General features: G+C 46.3%; 17 protein-coding genes. 14 read left to right on the top strand and 3 right to left on the bottom strand.

Going from position 1 to position 18291, the window contains the following annotated elements; all coding sequences use genetic code 11:
- The first annotated feature begins 14 nt into the window (after positions 1–14).
- The 8 genes from MHI14_RS23945 to MHI14_RS23910 all read left to right on the top strand — a co-directional run bounded on the left by MHI14_RS23945 (position 15) and on the right by MHI14_RS23910 (position 8406).
- On the top strand, positions 15–758 hold the full coding sequence (locus MHI14_RS23945) for a type II secretion system F family protein (RefSeq protein ID WP_341131751.1): 744 nt from the start codon (positions 15–17) through the stop codon (positions 756–758).
- A 12-nt stretch (positions 759–770) separates the two neighbouring features.
- Positions 771–1640 carry a type II secretion system F family protein gene (locus MHI14_RS23940; RefSeq protein WP_091033600.1) on the top strand — a complete coding sequence of 290 codons (870 nt, stop codon included), beginning with the start codon at positions 771–773 and terminating at the stop codon, positions 1638–1640.
- 11 nt (positions 1641–1651) lie between these two features.
- Positions 1652–1840, top strand: coding sequence for a Flp1 family type IVb pilin (locus MHI14_RS23935; RefSeq protein WP_091033599.1), 189 nt, complete (start codon positions 1652–1654; stop codon positions 1838–1840).
- The gene (locus tag MHI14_RS23930) at positions 1824–2498 is read left to right on the top strand and encodes a TadE/TadG family type IV pilus assembly protein (protein WP_341131384.1); all 675 of its coding nucleotides are present in this window, start codon (positions 1824–1826) and stop codon (positions 2496–2498) included. The genes MHI14_RS23935 and MHI14_RS23930 overlap by 17 nt, the downstream gene beginning before the upstream one ends.
- Positions 2499–2589: 91 nt before the next feature.
- Positions 2590–4707 (top strand): hypothetical protein, encoded by a 2118-nt coding sequence (locus tag MHI14_RS23925; protein ID WP_341131383.1) that lies wholly within the window; start codon positions 2590–2592, stop codon positions 4705–4707.
- 29 nt (positions 4708–4736) lie between these two features.
- Positions 4737–5768, top strand: a complete 1032-nt coding sequence (locus tag MHI14_RS23920) for a hypothetical protein (RefSeq protein ID WP_091035091.1) — start codon at positions 4737–4739, stop codon at positions 5766–5768.
- Positions 5769–5779: 11 nt separating this feature from the next.
- Positions 5780–6295, top strand: a complete 516-nt coding sequence (locus tag MHI14_RS23915; protein WP_091033592.1) for an A24 family peptidase — start codon at positions 5780–5782, stop codon at positions 6293–6295.
- A gap of 338 nt (positions 6296–6633) precedes the next feature.
- A complete protein-coding gene (locus tag MHI14_RS23910) occupies positions 6634–8406 on the top strand; it encodes a DUF6382 domain-containing protein (RefSeq protein ID WP_341131381.1) in 1773 nt (590 codons plus the stop codon).
- Between the two features lie 12 nt (positions 8407–8418).
- On the opposite strand, the gene MHI14_RS23905 is transcribed toward MHI14_RS23910, so the two are convergent.
- Positions 8419–9330, bottom strand: coding sequence for a TIGR01777 family oxidoreductase (locus MHI14_RS23905; RefSeq protein WP_249911488.1), 912 nt, complete (start codon positions 9328–9330; stop codon positions 8419–8421).
- Between the two features lie 157 nt (positions 9331–9487).
- Complete coding sequence (locus MHI14_RS23900; RefSeq protein ID WP_176872741.1) at positions 9488–9955, bottom strand: DUF2621 domain-containing protein; 468 nt, start codon at positions 9953–9955, stop codon at positions 9488–9490.
- A 169-nt stretch (positions 9956–10124) separates the two neighbouring features.
- Here MHI14_RS23900 and MHI14_RS23895 point away from each other — a divergent pair, with 169 nt between their 5' ends.
- Together MHI14_RS23895 and purU are read left to right on the top strand one after the other, a co-directional pair.
- Entirely contained in the window at positions 10125–11231 is a 1107-nt protein-coding gene (locus MHI14_RS23895; RefSeq protein ID WP_341131380.1) for a deoxyribonuclease IV, read from the top strand.
- A gap of 42 nt (positions 11232–11273) precedes the next feature.
- Positions 11274–12167, top strand: coding sequence for a formyltetrahydrofolate deformylase (purU, locus tag MHI14_RS23890; RefSeq protein ID WP_076209449.1), 894 nt, complete (start codon positions 11274–11276; stop codon positions 12165–12167).
- 74 nt (positions 12168–12241) lie between these two features.
- Here purU and MHI14_RS23885 read toward each other — a convergent pair whose 3' ends face one another.
- Positions 12242–12721: a hypothetical protein gene (locus MHI14_RS23885; protein WP_341131379.1), complete on the bottom strand. Its 480-nt coding sequence runs from the start codon at positions 12719–12721 to the stop codon at positions 12242–12244.
- A 434-nt stretch (positions 12722–13155) separates the two neighbouring features.
- On the opposite strand from MHI14_RS23885, the gene tkt reads away from it, so the two are divergent.
- From tkt to MHI14_RS23865, 4 genes are all read left to right on the top strand, one after another.
- Positions 13156–15198: a transketolase gene (gene tkt / locus MHI14_RS23880; protein ID WP_036610788.1), complete on the top strand. Its 2043-nt coding sequence runs from the start codon at positions 13156–13158 to the stop codon at positions 15196–15198.
- 370 nt (positions 15199–15568) lie between these two features.
- Complete coding sequence (gene ppnP, locus MHI14_RS23875) at positions 15569–15886, top strand: pyrimidine/purine nucleoside phosphorylase (RefSeq protein ID WP_017689983.1); 318 nt, start codon at positions 15569–15571, stop codon at positions 15884–15886.
- A gap of 236 nt (positions 15887–16122) precedes the next feature.
- Positions 16123–17478, top strand: a complete 1356-nt coding sequence (locus tag MHI14_RS23870) for a glucose-6-phosphate isomerase (RefSeq protein WP_017689982.1) — start codon at positions 16123–16125, stop codon at positions 17476–17478.
- Between the two features lie 176 nt (positions 17479–17654).
- A complete protein-coding gene (locus MHI14_RS23865) occupies positions 17655–18287 on the top strand; it encodes a YigZ family protein (RefSeq protein WP_036669098.1) in 633 nt (210 codons plus the stop codon).
- Positions 18288–18291 lie beyond the last annotated feature (4 nt).

Below are 18291 nucleotides of genomic sequence, written 5' to 3'. Positions count from 1 at the left end.
GTGAAGCCAGACAGATGTTGACGGATTACACCGTATATACGCTTTCCCGGAGACAACGAATGGTCTGTCTGCTGATTAGTGGTCTGCTGTTTTTTGGCATCGGAATTCTGTTTTACCATCACTGGTTGGCTGGAGCGATTCTGGCTGCGGGTTGCATATGGGTGCCAAAACATTGGACTAGCGTGCTGTTGGAACGAAAAAGAATGACGCTCAGTTTACATTTTAAGCAAGCGTTATATGCATTATCTTCGGCACTGGCCGCAGGAAAATCGGTGGAAAATGGATTCAAGGAATCCGTGGAGGATCTGCGGATGTTGAACCCGGAAGCGGATACCGATCTGATTCGTGAGTTCACGATATTGCGGACACGGATGGAGTATGGACAACCAATAGAAGAGGCACTACAGGATTTCTCGGATCGGGCACAGATTGAGGATATTACGAACTTTGCAGATGTGTTCATTACTTGCAAACGAACTGGCGGGGATCTGGTTGAGGTTGTGCGTCGTACCTCTGCGGTGATTGGTGAGAAGCTGGACATTCAGCAGGATATTATGGTCGCGGTATCGCAGAAAAAGTTCGAATCAAAGGTGATGTTTGCCGCTCCATTTATTTTTCTGATATTCCTCAATCTGACTGCTAAGGACTTTATGGAGCCATTATATAGCGGGATGGGGTACATCATCTCAAGTGGTGCATTGGCAGTACTCGCCTGCTGTTATCTGTGGATTAATCGCATTATGGATATCAAAGTATAAGGAGCTGAAACGATGCTGCTTCCCGTTATAGTCGCAGGGATGCTCGGAGCGGGATGGCTGGTGCTGGATCGAACCCGGGGGCAGACCTACCGGCATCTGCGCAAGCTGGATATGGAAGGATTACGACTGAAAAAATTGCATGGTCCCTTCCTGTTTATATTGGACAAGTTTGAGATTGGACGCAGATTGCCAGTGCTCATGTTTCGAATGCAACATGCCATTCAGAAAATGTATGGCATACAGCACAGTGGAGAGAAAACGATGCTGTATTGCGCCGAAATGTTGACCTACACATGGCTCATGCTGCTGGTGGGCTGCCTGTTATCACTCGTTGGAGATATGGGCATCGGAGGTATGGCGGGTGGGCTCGTGCTCGGTGCAGCGTTGCCTTTTGCGCTCTACAAAGACCTCAATACAAAGGTGCAGCGAAGAGACCAGGATATTCTTATGGAACTGCCTGAGCTGCTGAACCGAATTGTACTGCTGGTTGGCGCAGGGGAGACCGTACAACGTGCCATCGTTCACTGTGTGACAAGCCAGGGGGAACGGAATCATCCGTTGTACAACGAACTCAGAAAGACGGTGGGAGATTGGAATAATGGTTATTCGTTTCAACAATCATTTGAACAGTTCAGCCGCCGTTGCGGTGTACAGGAAGTTACGATTTTTACGACAACGGTGCTGCTGAATTTCCGGCGTGGGGGAGGTGACTTTGTATTGGCGCTGCGGGATCTGTCACATGTGTTGTGGGAGAAACGCAAGGCTGTCAGTCGGGCGAAGGGAGAACAGGCTTCTTCCAAACTGGTGTTTCCGATGGTACTGATCTTTTTTACGATTGTGGTCATGATCGGGGCACCTGCTTTTATGATGATGAATATGTAGGAGGAATTGGGATGATGGAAGTATTGAAAAACAAGGTAAACGCGTTTTGGGAGGAAGAGGACGGACTCGGCACGTTGGAGCTGATTCTGATTATCGGGGTTATTATCATTATTGCTTTGATTTTTAAAGACCAAATTAAAAAATTGGTAGAAAGACTGTTAACTAATGTGAGTAATAAAAGTAATGAATTCTTCGAATAACAAGTTCAAAAAGGAAGAAGGGAGCTTCACCGTTGAAGCCTCCCTGATCTTTCCTGTCGTGCTGTTTATTCTTGTGTTATTGCTCTTTTTCACCATGTACATGTATCAAAAGACATTCCTGAATCAACATGCCTATGCAGCTTCCGAACGTGCAGCCTATAGCTGGGACAACAGCCACAAACAGGCGATGACAGGTGAATATGTTGCTGGAGAACATGACAATCTGTACTGGAGACTGACGGATGATCGTATGCTTGGAGCGCTGTTTGGCTGGGCGGGAGCTGATAATCAGGTTAGCGTTTCTATACCCGCTGGTGAAGGCGGCAATCTCTCGGAACAGAAATTAGCACAAGCGGTGCAACATATGCCATCGGCCATGAAAGGAACGATTGAGTATCAGAATTCTCTGATTCAGCGGAAAGTAACAACCAAGCTGGAACAAGTAATTTCTTTGCCTCTTCCTTCTTTTTTGTTCGATTCAGGCAACCGTGTCCTCACTCAAGGATCGTCCGCAGTTGTTGAACCGGTTGAATTCATTCGAACGGTAGATTTGGTCCGTTATTACGCAGCCAAGTTTAAAGGCAAAGGCGGTGCGGCGACCAGTACAGCGGCAGAAGCCGGACAGGTTGTGCAGCATTTTGGCAAAAGCAAAAAGTGAGAAAAGGAGGAGGGCGGAGCTGTTTAGAAAAAAAGACGGTGAGTCGGGAGCCGTAACCCTTTTTTTAATATTAATATTGGCCGGAGTTTATATGTTTGTAGCAATATTTATTGATTACGCTCGTATAGCGGCATTCAAGGTGCAGACCGAACGCATGACTCATGCTGCGATGAGATCCGTCATGTCAGCCTATGACACATCACTCCGGGAGTATGGTTTATTCGGGTATGGGGACAGCAGTGGGGATGCAATTATGGCTAAAGTGTTGAATGATAGCGTGAAGCCTTCAGCTGTAAAAGATGGATTTCCCATTCTGGATATCCAGTGGGATACAACTTCGCTGAGCATGGAGCGTGAACTGGGCAGATACGATATATTTAATCGCCAGATTCAGGAGGACATGAAGTATCGGGCTCCGGTTGATTTTACCCTTGAAGTGATCAATCGGTTCAAACCGATATCAGACGAGATGAAGGAAGCCGCGCACACGGTAGACTTGCTGAAAAAATTACAGAAGTTATATGACAAACGTGAAGAACTACTGGACGAAGCCATTGCCAATCAGACGGAATCCGCGGAGAAGCTGAAGAATCTTCCAAAATTAATCATGGACCCTCCTTCACAAGCCATCTATGAAGAAATGTTGGAAGAAACACCAGAGACAGCTGCCGAGGCAGCAGCACGTTATGCAGATTATCTTAACAAGAAACAGGCGGATGAGGGATTGCCATTCAGAGAGCAACAATACATATTGGAACTGGCTCGTTATCGGACGGGTGTTGGTAATGTGGTGACAGGCATCAGCATGATCATACAACCGGCGTTACAGGCCCATCAAACAAAGCTGGAGGAAGCACAGTCCAAGATCGAAGAAGCACGCAAGATCAATGAGGAAATGAAACGTGTAATCGCGGAGGGGGAGAACCGTTCGCAGAATGCCAGCTACGACAATGTGGGCAACTCGAATCTTCCTGGGACGAGTCCTGCATCTACTGGATCAGGCACTGAAGCCAAAAGTACACGTTCTCTTGCTTCGGAGCTTGTGAGGGCAGATAGCCTATTTGATCAGTTGAAGGCACGGGTTGTTTCCCAGAATACGGACTTCTCTAACGTCAGAAGAGACAACATGGAGTTGAATACACAGCTTCGCAGCGTCACGGCCATGAGCGGTGTTCCGATTAAACCAGCGGTCAGACAGGCAAGTCAGGTTACGGAACGATATATGGACACCTATGTACGTAGCGGTCCTGCCAATCTCATCCTCCAAAGTAAGCAGCAGCTGGAAAGTGGTCGTGGGTCGGATGCCCAACGCAAAGCGAATGATAAAGAATCCAAAGGGAAATTGAAGGAAGTCAAACGAATCTTGTCGCAGATTCAGAATGGAAGTTCGGGTTCCATGGACGCTTTCAAACAGTTGGAGGAATATTACAACGCTAATATTGCTTTTAACGAGGCTAGTCGTGAGGAAGCCAAAAAGGCAGAGATTGCTGGAGATCCTTATGACTCTGGTGGCGATGCCATGAAGAGAATGGACAGTTTGTTTGGCGGGATGTCCGGTCTGCTGGACAGTCTTGGTGACGAATTATTTCAGAATGAATATGCTTTAGCCTATTTCAACTCCATGGATTTTGGTCAGTTATTTACCTGGACTGAAGGTGGTGGAGATGCTGGTGATGTCTTCAAACTGGAGAATCAGGAACTGGAGTATATCGTTTACGGGTTTCATAATCCTTCGGGTAACATCGCTGCGGCATATGCGGAGATATTTGGTTTGCGGCTGGCTATTCGGACGGCCGAAGGGTTAATTGAGCATAGCAAGCTTGGGAACCCACTTCTGGTTTTATCGGCGGCAATCTTATACGGGATTACAAACGCCATCGCGGATATGGTGAAACTAGCAAAAGAGGGCAGTGTGGAATTGTCCAAGTATATCAAAGTCAAACTGACGTACAGGGACCATCTCCGATTGTTCCTATTGATGCATAGTAACAATGAACGCAAAATATCCAGAATGCTGGCGCTAATTCGATTGAATACTGGTGTGAATCCAGATGAGAAACAGACGTATGCTTCGGGTAACATGCGCAGCAGCATCAAGCTGTGGTTTTTACCAGGGGTGGTTAGAAGCATAGGTGCAGTTATGGGTAGTGCGGATCAGGTTGAAGATGGGCGATTTTTCATTGAGCGGAAGGCGGATTATTCCTATTGAATGATCAGGATCGTTTCGGTGGAGGGATTATGGATAAGCAGCAACATTACGAAAAAGAAAGCGCACAATTGCAGATTCGTTTAACAAGAATAATCAGATTGCAACGATTGAAGTCTCTGAATAAGCAGATATGTTCTCCGAAAAAGGAACAGGGAAGCATGGTTCTGGAAGCTTCACTGGTGTTACCTGTTTTTCTGTTCTTTATCATGTTTCTCATCTTCATTGTGCAAATGACTCTAATCTCCACAGCGTTACAGAGCACAGCAGGGGAAGCGGTGAAGCAGTTATCAACGAAAATATATCCGGTTTCCCTTGCCTTCACACCTTCTGATTCTGCAGGTGGTGAGGGCTCTGGAGGGGGTTGGAAGATACCGGAGTTGTCTCTGACGGAATGGGCAGAAGGTTATGCTTCTTCTCTACCCGAGCCATTAAGTGATTGGGTACGTTCAGCGGCGGCCAGTGGTGAACAACCACTACAGGAGATCAAGACATCCGTCTTGGAAACGGTGCTTGATCCGATGGTCAAACCGCTGCTGCAACCATTTATCGAGCCAACTCTACTGGATATGGAACGTGTGCATGTGAACGGTGTTTCCATACCTGATCTTAAAAACAAAACAAATCCTTATTTCCGACTTGAACTGAGTTATGAATTGCCGATAAAAGTCCCCTTTCTCAGTAAACCGCTTCGGATTCAGGCTGCTGCGGCAGAACGGATATGGATTGGAGATACCGGAGAAGGGTCAGATGGCAGCGCAGGAGACGGGGATACTGCGGGTTCAGCAACGGTACTGTCGAAGCCTGACCCGGCTTACATAGGCAATAATGCAACGATTAAGGTGAAGGTAGAACCAGGAGCGACAGCCAACTTAACGATATTTTACAAGTCAGGTGAAAGTTCTGCGAAGCACATTGGCTGGGCCACCGCAGATGAGAATGGAATTATTGAATGGAACTGGTTTGTTGGTACTCGGACAACAGAAGGAACATGGAGTTTTGTTGTCGAGACAGGGGACGGTGCCAAGACGGAGACTACGTTTACGGTAGCCTCCAGAAAATAAGGAAGGGGATGATGGAGGTGGAGTGGTTTTACATTGCCTGTGGCATATACGTCATTGCAGCTTTTATTACAGATATTCGTTCCATGAAAATTCCAAATCGATTGACTTTACCTGTGACTGTTGCAGGCGTATTGGCCCATATCATATGGGGCGGTTGGGATGGTTTCTTGTTTTCAGCGGCTGGATTTGCAGCAGGTTTTGGTATTTTGTTTCTGATGTATGCGATTGGAGCCGTAGGGGCAGGAGATGTGAAATTGTTTGGTGGGATTGGCGCATGGACGGGGCTTGCTTTTGGCATTCATGTCATTATTTACTCCGTTTTGTACGCGGGCGCAATTGGTCTAGTAATACTTCTATTCCGTAAAGATTCAGCGAAACGGATTCGAGGCATGGCAAGTAGTCTTGCAGGTTTTTTCATGCTCGGTTCGCTCAAGCTGGTAAATAAAGAGAAGACATTGAAGTTTCCATTTATGCTGGCGGTGTTACCTGGATTTATCACGGTCCTTGTCTCAGGACTTTTCCCTTGATATCAGGAGTCTGGAAAACGTTAGGATAACAGTGATCGAAGATAGCACTGCGATTGGAGTGGAAGAGTGTGGTGTATTGTAACTCAACTTATATCAACTAAACTTTTTACACGAGAACGGAGAGGACGGAAAAAAACCTGAAGAAGCGGAGCTAAAAGCTTTCTGAAAGAAAGCTGCATCGGAAGCATATGCTTCGCCTTTATCCCCGGATTTTCCCCTTTACAAAGGGAATCGAGAAATCTGGGGATAACAGCGATCGGAAGGTTGTTCCGTCATCGAAGTACCCAGTGTAACTTTCTTTAGTTGATCCTATATAGCAATGGAAAGAGAGGATTGGCATGTATGGATTAACGAGAGATTTTATTCGTAACGGCGGAGCGTTCATGGTTTTGGAAAAAGAAGACGGGTTACGAATGGAGGAATTGAGCCGGGTACAAATGGGGATGTTGTCCTCCAATCAGATTCCTCGACTTCTCCCTGTTCATATTCGGGAAGTCGATCGAAATGTAACTTTGCAGTACGACATATCAGGGTACAAAATGTTATCCCAGATGTTAAAGTCAAGCAAAATCAAGTTGCGTGTTCTGTATGGTCTGTTGTTCCAACTAGCCGATGCCTTCATGGAATGCCGACAGTATATGTTGGAGCCTCGTAAATTATTGATCCAGGAAGAGTACTTGTTCATCAACGGTTCATTTGAACAGGGTGAGCTTGGAATGGTCTATGTACCAATCATGGATACGGTTGAAGTTGATCCAACGCCGCAGCAATTCCGTGAGCTTGTGATCAGGCTGATGGCCCAGGTGCAGGAACTGCAAGGAGAAGGCATTCAGCGTGTTCTGCAGTTATGTGACAATGAACGTTGGGATATCAGACAGTTGCGAGAGCTTCTGCTGGAGTTATATGCTGACGAGCAAGAGAATGGAGGAGTCGCAGCATTTCTCTCATCCAGAACTTTGGAAACACCCAATGATTCAAGAGGTGATCTTCATTCGTCGATTTCTGAGCGAGAGAGCAGGCAAGCCACTGGTAATTCTCGACCATATCAACCCAGTGCTCCCGTTCATAATGCTGCTGTGGAGCCGCAATTAAATTTTCGTCAGCCGCAAAAAACGAGTGAATCCGAGGTGGAAGACATTCCGGTGAGATCTCGAACCTTTCCAGGCAGGCGCTCGCCTGAGCTATCTTCATTTGAGAGCTCAAACAGCATGGATAAGGGACGAAGTAACCCGTATGATTCGCTAGAGCGTGTTGATATGGACGCGGAGGAGAAGTCCGGATCTTCCAAAGTGACCTATATCATACTGGGCTGCATGGTTGCCATGGCATTGGTATGGAGATTTATATACATGGAGCAACCGGGACAGACGCAGATGATCCTGTGCATGGTACTAAGCCTTGGCTTGCTTGGTGTAGCAGGATGGACGTGGAAGCGCAAGGGAAGTCCTCATAATGACGCAGAGAATAAGCGGTCTTTTTCATTCAATTTAGGTAAGAACAAAGGCAAGCAAATGGAAGATGAAGAGGAACAATTTCAGGAGAGTTGGCGCTGGAATACAGCTGAAAGGTCAGCGGAACGCATAAACCAAACGGTTGCATCCGCCTCAGAAGGTGGTGGCGAGCATTCCCGTTTTCAAAATTTGCATATGACACCTGAACACTCCGAACCACCGTTCGTTCAGCACCATGTGGAGACGGTAGCTTCAACTTCAGAGCTAATTCGACATGATGCAGTTGCGGAAGCAACCGTGAATTTGCAGAATCTGAGTGGAGGTAATGTTACAGGGGCAGGACCGGTGATGGCGTCTTATTATCTTGAACGAAGATCTGGCACCGGTGACCAACATGAACGGATGGATGTGCAAGGAGCATCTTTTGTCATCGGAAGATCAGCAGACATGGTTCAGTGGGTGGACACAGCGACCGGCGTGTCCCGTGCTCATGTGGAATTGAGCCGGAACAAATCGGGCTATGTGATTAAGGATCTGGGTTCCGTCAATGGCACCATTCTTCAGGGCAATATTCTTGCTCCGTATAAGGAATATCCATTGGCGGATGGAGACACATTTACACTTGCGGAATCAGTCTACACTTATCGGTCGGTTGGATAAGACATAGTTCAATCAGTCAGATAAGCCGCGGTGCTTCAGATCTTCCAGTGCCTGGGTTAAGGTAGGGAAAGTGAATTGGAATCCGTGGTCGAGTGCTTTTTGCGGAATGACTCTCTGCCCCTGAAGCAGAACAACGGATAGTTCACCAACTAAGGTTTTAATTAAGAAGCTGGGTACGGGGAACCAGTGAGGGCGATGATACACTTTACCGACCGTACGACCGAATTCATCATTGGTGACAGGGTTCGGTGAGGAAGCATTGACCGGACCTGACACTTGTTTATTTTGAATGCTAAAATCAATGAGTCTTACGATATCCATAATGTGAATCCAGCTAGTCCATTGCTTGCCACTGCCGATCTTGCCACCAACACCCAGCATATAAGGGAGTTTCATCAATGGAAAAGCACCTCTTTTATGTCCAAGCACCAAACTCACCCGGATTTTAACGAGTCTTACATCTTTGATTGCATCTGCAGCAACTTCCCATTGTTCCGAGACCCGGGACGGGAAGTTCATGGATTTTTGCGGACTACTCTCGTCAAAGGTTTCATTAGGGGAGGTTCCATAGATGGCCATGGCAGAAGCTTGAACGACCACTTCCGGCTTTTGTTCCAGAGATTCCACCAATCGGGCTACCCGTGCTACGGTTGTTACTCTGGATTCAACAATCTCCAGCTTCGCCTTGGTTGTCCAACGTTGATTCAGCGTTTCTCCGGCAAGGTTAACGAGAGCATCCATACCTTCCAGCAAGTGAGGTTGTTCTTCGACTTGTTCCCACGATATATATGTAAGATTTTTACTTGGATTATGCAAGTCAGGCAGTTTTCGTGTAATAACTTTCACATGGTGCCCGGCTTGCAGCCAGTAATCTACAAGTGCTCCTCCCACAAATCCGGTACCTCCACAAATGGCAATTTTCATATCAAACATCCTCTCTGTATTTTCACTGCGCTGATATACCGTTGGATCGACAAACAGCCCCGTAAGGTAAGCAATGCCTGTTGGGAACAACTTACCTGACGGAGCATATCTGTATCTAATTAACCCAATTTATATGCCACTTAACTCATCTTTTATTTTATTTAATCAAATGTTGATAAGGGGAATAATCGATTTTGTTTTTCTCCAAAAACTTTACCAAAAACTTATTATCCCGCTTCGGTGTGGCAATGATGTATCCTTTGATACAATGATCTCTCGATACTTCCGTGGCGTTGTCTTCAACTGCAATCTTACCGATCTCTGCAGCAATGGAATGTTTGGCTATGTCACGAAATGGCCCGGGCACAGGCTCCACAAGTTGATCCAAAAAAGCTTTGGCTTCATCTGTCCACAAGTGACGGCTGGCTTCAACCCAATAATTCTGCCAATCCAGCTTGGACTTTCCGTCCGCTTTTGGTAGCACTTTCAAAAACTTGCGCATCATGAAGAATCCACCGATACACATGCTGCCAAGCAATAAAAAAGTCCAGAATGCGATTGTATTCATAAACCAATTGCTGGGGGAACTACTGGTCAGTATCATCGCGTAGGAGTCGAAAATCATTGCGGAGTCACCTCGGTTCATTGATTTCACGGAAAGACGGATTCCGCCTACCCATGTTCCACATATTAGCTGTAAAAAATAGCCTCTATCCCGAATTATAGCGCATTTCTAGATTTATTTCGATAATCGCGTTAGAATAAGGGATAATTCAGATTAAGGGGGATCAATAATGCTGAAAATCGGCTCCCACGTGTCCTTTTCGGACAAGGGATTATTGAGTGCAACGAAGGAAGCGTCTTCGTACGGTTCCAGTTCGTTTATGATATATACGGGTGCGCCACAGAATACACGTCGCAAGCCAATTGAATCCATGTATATTGAAGAAGGCAAACTTGCCATGCAAGAGGGTGGAATGGAAGATATCGTTGTCCATGCACCGTACATTATTAATCTTGGCTCATACAAAGACAACACGTATAGACTCGCTGTAGATTTCCTTCAGGAAGAGATTCGTCGTACACATGCCATTGCTGTGAAAAACATCGTATTACATCCTGGCGCTTTTACAGATAAAGATGCCCACTATGGGATCGGACGGATCGCAGAAGGTTTGAATGAAGTGCTGGAGGGTGTGAAAGAGACAGATGTGAACATCGCTCTGGAGACCATGGCTGGCAAAGGTACGGAGATGGGGCGTAGTTTCGAAGAGATCGCCCAGATCATCGAGAAAGTAACGTATAACGAGCGCCTCACTGTGTGTATGGATACATGTCACATTCATGATGCCGGATATGATATCGTTAATGATTTTGACGGTGTACTGGAACAATTCGATCGCACGGTAGGACTTGACCGCATTGCTGTAATGCATATTAATGATAGTAAGAATGCTATGGGTGCGCACAAGGACCGTCATACACCAATTGGCTCTGGCTGGATCGGGTTTGAGGCGATTAACCGCATCGTCAACCATGAGAAGCTTCAAGGACGTCCATTTATTCTTGAGACACCTTGGATTGGTAAAGAGGCCAAGACCCAGCGTCCAATGTATGAGGTGGAGATTGCCCTGCTTCGTGGGGATGTTGCCGGTCGATTCGGCCAGGATTTCCTGACAGAAGTAGAACAGTTGCAACACTTTTTCAAAGGTAAAGAGATTGAGTCTCGTTCGTATATTCTGGATGTGTGGACGTTGCTCAAAAATGATGCCAAAGCCAAAAAGGCAGATCCGCGCGAACCGCTGGAACGCCTCTATGACATGGTGACTGAAGCTGCATTGTTCCCGCATTTGAATGAAGAACAACTGAATCATCGCTTGATTGCATGGCTTGCGGGTTAATCCCGCAGGTCATGGCTTAATTGAAGGAGGAAGAATAACCCGATGGAGATCCACGCTAAACAAGTACGCCCTGATTCTAAAAACCGCGCCGATCGTGCGCGCATGCTTATTTCCTGTCCGGATGGTCCAGGAATTGTAGCTGCCGTCTCTCACTTCCTGCACCAGCATGGTGCAAACATTGTTCAGTCGGACCAGTATACAATGGACCCTGCTGGCGGCATGTTCTTTATGCGGATTGAGTTTGATCTTCCGCAATTGTTGGTCAATTTGCCGAAACTGGAAGCTGATTTTGAAGAAGTAGCAAGCCGTTTCCAAATGGAATGGACGCTATCTGCGGTTAGCCGCAAGAAGAAATTGGCTATCTTTGTATCCAAAGAAGATCACTGTCTGGTTGAATTGTTGTGGCAATGGCAGGCTGGCGACCTAGATGCTGATATTGCTCTTGTGGTCAGCAACCATCTGGACATGAAGGACTATGTAGAATCATTTGGCATTCCATATCATCATATCCCAGTTACAGCAGACACGAAGAAAGAAGCCGAACAGCGTCAACTGGACGTCATCGGCAACGATGTGGATGTGATCATTCTGGCTCGTTACATGCAGATTATCTCTCCGATGTTCATTGAGCATTACCGCAATCGAATCATTAATATTCACCATTCGTTCCTGCCAGCCTTCGTTGGTGGTAAACCGTATGCGCAGGCGTACAACCGCGGTGTCAAAATTATCGGTGCGACAGCGCACTATGTTACGGAAGAACTGGATGGCGGACCAATTATCGAACAGGACGTGCAGCGTGTAAGCCACGGGGACGATGTAACCGAGCTGAAGCGTATTGGACGTACCATTGAGCGTGTTGTGCTTGCACGTGCCGTGAAATGGCATGTTGAAGACCGCGTTCTTGTTCACGAAAATAAAACCGTTGTATTTTAAGCTCACGCTTTAATACTGTGCAAGGTTGATTCGGAACCACGTAATAGATTATCCAAAAAGCGACCCCAATTCGTTTACGAAACGGGAGTCGCTTTTTTTGTTGTGTTGATATACTTTCCGCACAAGCCAAGCATAATACCAAATAGCAGATGTCCTGCAATCCAATAGAGGATGGCAAAAACATCGTACAGGTCTGGCACACGTGATGACAATTGAGAGAGTGGGATATAGAGCAGGGACGAGACTGAACCAAGTATAATTCCTTTGATCATTGGGCGGCCTGAATGTCGTATCCACCACACATAGAAGATGCCGATGATAACGGATACGATGAGATGCAAAGTAAATTCAATAAATTCGGGTAAGGTTGGTGGAAGACCAGGCACAAAATCAATATTCAACAGCAGGGTATATACTTGTTCGCCTGTGTTGGCCTGAATCATTTTGAGGAAAAATCCCAGGACAACTCCGGATAGAATCCCCGTTAAAATACCGGATAACCAGGGTAATGAGTGTTTTACCGATGTTGATGGGTGAGCAGCAGGATCTGGCATGATCGCGACCTCCTATGATTGACGCATGGACATCTGAAAAGTAAACCACAGCCCGATTTTCAAATCCATATTAAGGAACATTATATGTGAATTGAGGATGAATATCTAAAATATGCATGGTTTTCAGGTTAAAGGTTATACTTCATGCGATGGATTTGCGAGGCTCCTTAAGTCTGCTTTTGGAATTTAGTACCTTTTAAAGTACGATTTTTGCTTGATTGGCCAAGGATTATTCATCACAAACAACCGATTTTTCATGAACTTCTCAAAGAAGGTTATGGAAAAGCTTCACGCCAAGTGATACAATACAAAAGTGAATAAGTCAAAATGAAACACTCAAGCGGATTCACTTATTGTGAAATTCGGTTTGCTTGTATGATGAGAGGGATTCGCTTGCGCACCCGACTTATCTAAAGACATGAGGAGGACAAACCATGACTGACAAGAACGAAGCGATTCAAAAGGACGAGAACACTACAATCGACAACCTGTCGATTACGACCGTACGTACTTTGGCGATTGATGCAATTGAGAAGGCAAATTCCGGACATCCGGGTATGCCTATGGGCTCCGCTCCAATGGGGTACCAACTTTTTGCAAAAACGATGACTCATAACCCGGACCACCCAACTTGGGTTAACCGGGACCGTTTTGTCCTGTCTGCAGGACATGGCTCCATGTTGCTGTACAGCTTGCTGCACCTGAGCGGATATGATCTTCCAATGGAAGAACTGAAACAGTTCCGTCAATGGGGAAGCAAAACTCCGGGTCACCCGGAATTCGGACATACTGCAGGTGTTGATGCAACTACCGGCCCACTGGGTCAAGGTATTGCAATGGCTGTAGGTATGGCGATGGCTGAAGCTCAACTGGGCGCAACATACAATAAAGACAAATTCAACGTAGTTGACCACTACACTTACGCAATCTGTGGTGATGGTGACTTGATGGAAGGCGTATCTCATGAATCAGCTTCCCTGGCTGGACGTTTGCACCTGGGCAAACTGATCATGTTGTTTGACTCCAATGACATCACGTTGGATGGTAAATTGGATCTGTCTTCTTCCGAAAGCATCGCGAAGCGTTTTGAAGCTTATGGCTGGCAAGTGCTGCGGGTTGAAGATGGTAACGATCTGCCTGCAATCGAAAAAGCAATTCAGGAAGGTCAAGCAGATACACTGCGTCCTACACTGATCGAAGTTAAAACGGTTATCGGTTATGGTAGCCCGAACAAACAAGGTAAAGGCGGCCACGGCGGTACTCACGGATCTCCACTGGGTGCAGACGAAGCCAAATTGACTAAAGAGTATTACAAATGGGTTTACGAAGAAAACTTCCACGTACCAGCTGAAGTTCGCGATCACTTTGCACAAGTGAAAGATCGTGGTATCTCTGCTAACAAAGCGTGGGACGAGAAATTTGCCGAGTACAAAAAAGCTTTCCCTGAGCTGGCAGCTCAATTCGAAACAGCGATTAACGGCGACCTTCCAGAAGGTTGGGACCGTGATCTTCCTAAATATGCAGCAACAGACAAAGCTCTTTCCACTCGTGTAGCATCCGGTAACGCTCTGAACGGTCTGGCGCACAACGTGCCACAACTGACAGGTGGATCTGCTGACTTGGAAAGCTCCACAATGACTCACTTGAACAACCTGGAGAACTTCACACCTGAAGATTACTCCGGCCGTAACATCTACTTCGGTATCCGTGAATTCGGTATGGCTGGAGCAATGAACGGTATGGCACTGCACAGCGGTGTGAAAGTATTCGGAGGTACGTTCTTCGTATTTACCGATTACTTGCGTCCGGCTGTTCGTCTGGCTGCCCTGATGGGATTGCCTGTAACGTATGTTCTGACTCACGACAGTATCGCTGTTGGTGAAGACGGTCCTACGCACGAACCGATCGAGCAATTGGCATCCCTGCGTATCATTCCTAACCTGACGGTTATTCGTCCGGCTGACGGTAATGAAACTTCGGCTGCTTGGGCTTACGCGCTTGAGAACAAGAGCAACCCGGTTGCACTCGTACTCACTCGTCAAAACCTGCCGATCCTTGAAGGTACCGTTGAAGGTTCGCGTGAGAACGTGAAACGTGGTGCTTATGTTGTCTCTGATGCAAAAGATGGCAAAGCGGTAGCACAAATCATCGCTACAGGTTCTGAAGTGCAATTGGCTGTTAAAGCTCAAGCAGCACTTGCAGAACAAGGCATCCAAGTTCGCGTAATCAGCATGCCAAGCTGGGATCTGTTCGAGAAACAAGACAAAGCTTATAAAGAGTCCGTTCTTCTTCCGGATGTTAAAGCTCGTCTTGCAATTGAAATGGCTTATCCAATGGGCTGGGAGAAATATGTTGGAGATCAAGGTGACATTCTCGGAATCAGCACATTTGGTGCTTCCGCGCCTGGCGACCGTGTTATCCAAGAGTATGGCTTTACAGTGGATAACGTGGTTAGCCGCGTAAAAGCATTGCTGTAATAGAGGTTGTTCAAAAAGTCTGCTTTTGATTACGAAGGATGCCTCACGGCATCATCAGCGTCGAATATGGGATTCAGCCGAATAAGAATATGCTTACGGAGTATGTTTCCTTCGGAAACATTGTAGTTGCTCACGTAGTTTTCTCCTACGCTCCGCTACTCCATTTCTAGCTTCATCCCATCTTCTCGGTACTGAAAACCTGACTTTTTGAACACGCAATTAGCTTCATAAACGCTGCTATGGTTGGGAGGGCATCATGCTGTCCTGATCCATGGCAGCAAGTTATTTCCGCAGAACAGGGGCGGTGAAGCGTTATCGCCCTGATCTGTTTTGCCTTTTGTTTTCATTAACTTCAGGGGAGCGGGTACGCATGTCACAATTCGATCAAGTCAGTGTAGTGAAAGAGGCCAACATTTATTATGATGGTCAAGTAACCAGCAGAACAGTTATTTTGGGGGATGGCAGCAAAGTGACTCTGGGCATCATGCTTCCAGGCAGTTATGAGTTCGGTACGGATTCTCGTGAAATTATGGAGATTCTGTCCGGAGATCTGAAAGTATTGCTTCCCGGAGAAGAAGAGTGGCAAGAGATTCAAGGTCAAGCTACGTTCCACGTGCCTGCCGAATCCAAATTTAAACTGGAGATACGCAGCGTTACTGACTACGTCTGCTCGTACCCGGCGGAATAACATAAGAAGGGTAAGCAGAACCGCAACCTGCGGATTCGGTTTACCCTTTTTACTTCTTGAATTCTAACGACAAAGTTCGAGCTGCAAGCTTGTCAGCCCCGTGGATTTGAAGTATCCTTAAGGCAAGTTGTTTAGAATGGAATACGGACATAATATAAGAGGTTGTTCAAAAAGTCCGCTTTTGATTACAAAGTTTGAACACGCAATATAATCGAAATCAGGAGGTTTTTGAGATCATGGCAAAAAAAGTGACATTTGACTATAGCACGGCATTGCAATTTGTAAATCAGCACGAAGTGGATTATTTTGCAGAACCGATTCGTCTGGCTCACGAGCAGCTTCACAACGGAACAGGAACAGGCTCCGATTATCTGGGCTGGATTGACCTGCCAACGGCTTATGACAAAGAAGAGTTCGCTCGCATTCAAAAAGCGGCTGCCAAAATCCAAAGCGACTCCGAAGTACTGATCGTTATCGGTATCGGTGGATCATACCTGGGTGCACGTGCAGCGATTGAAATGCTGACTCACTCTTTCTATAACAATCTGCCAAAAGACAAACGCAAAACGCCTGAAATCTATTTTGCAGGAAACAATATCAGCTCCACATATGTAACTCATTTGCTGGACCTGGTTGAAGGCAAAGATTTCTCCGTCAACGTTATCTCCAAATCCGGTACAACAACTGAGCCGGCTATTGCATTCCGTATCTTCCGTGCAGCACTGGAAGAGAAATATGGTAAAGAAGAAGCTCGCAAACGCATCTATGCTACAACAGACAAAGCGCGCGGTGCACTGAAAGAACTCGCAAATGCAGAAGGATACGAATCTTTCATTATCCCTGATGATGTAGGTGGACGTTACTCCGTTCTGACAGCTGTAGGTTTGCTGCCAATCGCAGCAGCTGGTATCAGCATCGAAGAAATGATGCAAGGTGCGGCTGACGCATCCAAAGAATACAGCAACCCAAACGTAGCTGAGAATGAAGCATATCAATATGCTGCAGTTCGTAACGCATTGTATCGCAAAGGCAAAGGCACGGAGATCCTTGTAAACTATGAGCCTTCACTGCACTTCGTGTCCGAGTGGTGGAAACAACTGTTTGGAGAGAGTGAAGGTAAAGACTACAAAGGGATCTATCCTGCATCTGTTGATTTCTCTACAGACTTGCACTCCATGGGTCAATTCATCCAGGAAGGTAGCCGGAACATCTTCGAAACTGTTATCCAGGTTACTGAAGTTGCTGAGCATATCTCAATCAAATCCGATCCGGACGATCTGGATGGTTTGAACTTCCTTGAAGGAAAAACCATGGACTTTGTTAACAAAAAAGCGTTCCAAGGAACACTGCTTGCACATACAGATGGTCAAGTACCAAACCTGATTGTGAACATTCCAGATATGACTCCATATTCTTTCGGATATCTGGTATACTTCTTTGAAAAAGCATGCGGTATCAGTGGCTACCTGCTGGGTGTCAATCCATTTGACCAACCAGGCGTGGAAGCTTACAAGAAAAATATGTTCGCATTGCTGGGCAAACCAGGCTTTGAAGAAGAGAAAGCAGCGCTCGAAGCGAGACTTTCCGAATAATTCATCGGTCTGCTCATATAGTTGAATAAGGTAATGTAAATCTAACCGGGAATCACTGTTCGTTTAAGATGCAGGGTTCCCGGATATAGATAACCAGGGCAGTTCGTCCGCGTTCGCGCGGTGAACTGCTTTCTTGTAAAATGGACTCAGGAAAAGATCAGAAAGTTGGATTTAGGATGATTGAACGTTATCGCACGGTTCGAGGACCGGGCAATCTGGAAATTGTAATCAAGAAGTCGCGATTTATCGGTCATATTATGCCGGTCACGACAGAGGAAGAGGCTGTTGCCTTCATCGATGAGATCAAGAAAAAACATTGGAATGCGACTCACAACTGCTCTGCATACATGATTGGGGAGCGAGACGAAATCCAGAAGCAATCCGATGACGGTGAACCCAGTGGAACAGCAGGGAAACCCATTCTTGAAGTGATCAAAAATCAGAAATTAAAAAATGTGGCAATTGTGGTTACGCGATACTTCGGGGGAATTATGCTTGGAGCTGGCGGGTTAATTCGTGCTTATACGGATGGAGCTGTAGCAGCCATTGAAGCCGGAGAAGCCATTACCAACGTGCTGCATCGTGAAGTGTTTGTTGAACTGGATTATACGTGGCTGGGAAAAGTGGAAAATGAGTTAAGAAGCCGGGAAGTCCGTACAGGTGAAACTGGATTCACCGATAAGGTTACGTTGACTTGTCTTCCGCCGGATAGTGAAACCGAGGCTTTTATAGCCTGGATCACGGATTTGACGCAAGGGCAATCCCGGATCACGGAGGGACAGCGGCTTTATTTTATTGAAGGGGAATAAAATA

The sequence above is a fragment of the Paenibacillus sp. FSL K6-2393 genome (assembly GCF_038002545.1).
Lineage (GTDB): Bacteria > Bacillota > Bacilli > Paenibacillales > Paenibacillaceae > Paenibacillus.
The sequence above is the reverse complement of the archived record's forward strand: the minus strand, read 5'-3'. Positions and strand labels throughout refer to the sequence as shown.

Bases quoted from the DNA above. Each gene is read 5' to 3' on its own strand.
- MHI14_RS23915 (WP_091033592.1), top strand. From the start codon at position 5,780: ATGGAGGTGGAGTGGTTTTACATTGCCTGTGGCATATACGTCATTGCA.
- MHI14_RS23885 (WP_341131379.1), bottom strand. From the start codon at position 12,721: ATGCCAGATCCTGCTGCTCACCCATCAACATCGGTAAAACACTCATTA.
- MHI14_RS23895 (WP_341131380.1), top strand. From the start codon at position 10,125: ATGCTGAAAATCGGCTCCCACGTGTCCTTTTCGGACAAGGGATTATTG.
- MHI14_RS23930 (WP_341131384.1), top strand. From the start codon at position 1,824: ATGAATTCTTCGAATAACAAGTTCAAAAAGGAAGAAGGGAGCTTCACC.
- ppnP (WP_017689983.1), top strand. From the start codon at position 15,569: ATGTCACAATTCGATCAAGTCAGTGTAGTGAAAGAGGCCAACATTTAT.
- purU (WP_076209449.1), top strand. From the start codon at position 11,274: ATGGAGATCCACGCTAAACAAGTACGCCCTGATTCTAAAAACCGCGCC.
- MHI14_RS23940 (WP_091033600.1), top strand. From the start codon at position 771: ATGCTGCTTCCCGTTATAGTCGCAGGGATGCTCGGAGCGGGATGGCTG.
- MHI14_RS23870 (WP_017689982.1), top strand. From the start codon at position 16,123: ATGGCAAAAAAAGTGACATTTGACTATAGCACGGCATTGCAATTTGTA.
- MHI14_RS23945 (WP_341131751.1), top strand. From the start codon at position 15: ATGTTGACGGATTACACCGTATATACGCTTTCCCGGAGACAACGAATG.
- MHI14_RS23920 (WP_091035091.1), top strand. From the start codon at position 4,737: ATGGATAAGCAGCAACATTACGAAAAAGAAAGCGCACAATTGCAGATT.
- MHI14_RS23925 (WP_341131383.1), top strand. From the start codon at position 2,590: ATGTTTGTAGCAATATTTATTGATTACGCTCGTATAGCGGCATTCAAG.
- MHI14_RS23935 (WP_091033599.1), top strand. From the start codon at position 1,652: ATGATGGAAGTATTGAAAAACAAGGTAAACGCGTTTTGGGAGGAAGAG.
- MHI14_RS23865 (WP_036669098.1), top strand. From the start codon at position 17,655: ATGATTGAACGTTATCGCACGGTTCGAGGACCGGGCAATCTGGAAATT.
- MHI14_RS23900 (WP_176872741.1), bottom strand. From the start codon at position 9,955: ATGATTTTCGACTCCTACGCGATGATACTGACCAGTAGTTCCCCCAGC.
- MHI14_RS23905 (WP_249911488.1), bottom strand. From the start codon at position 9,330: ATGAAAATTGCCATTTGTGGAGGTACCGGATTTGTGGGAGGAGCACTT.
- tkt (WP_036610788.1), top strand. From the start codon at position 13,156: ATGACTGACAAGAACGAAGCGATTCAAAAGGACGAGAACACTACAATC.
- MHI14_RS23910 (WP_341131381.1), top strand. From the start codon at position 6,634: ATGTATGGATTAACGAGAGATTTTATTCGTAACGGCGGAGCGTTCATG.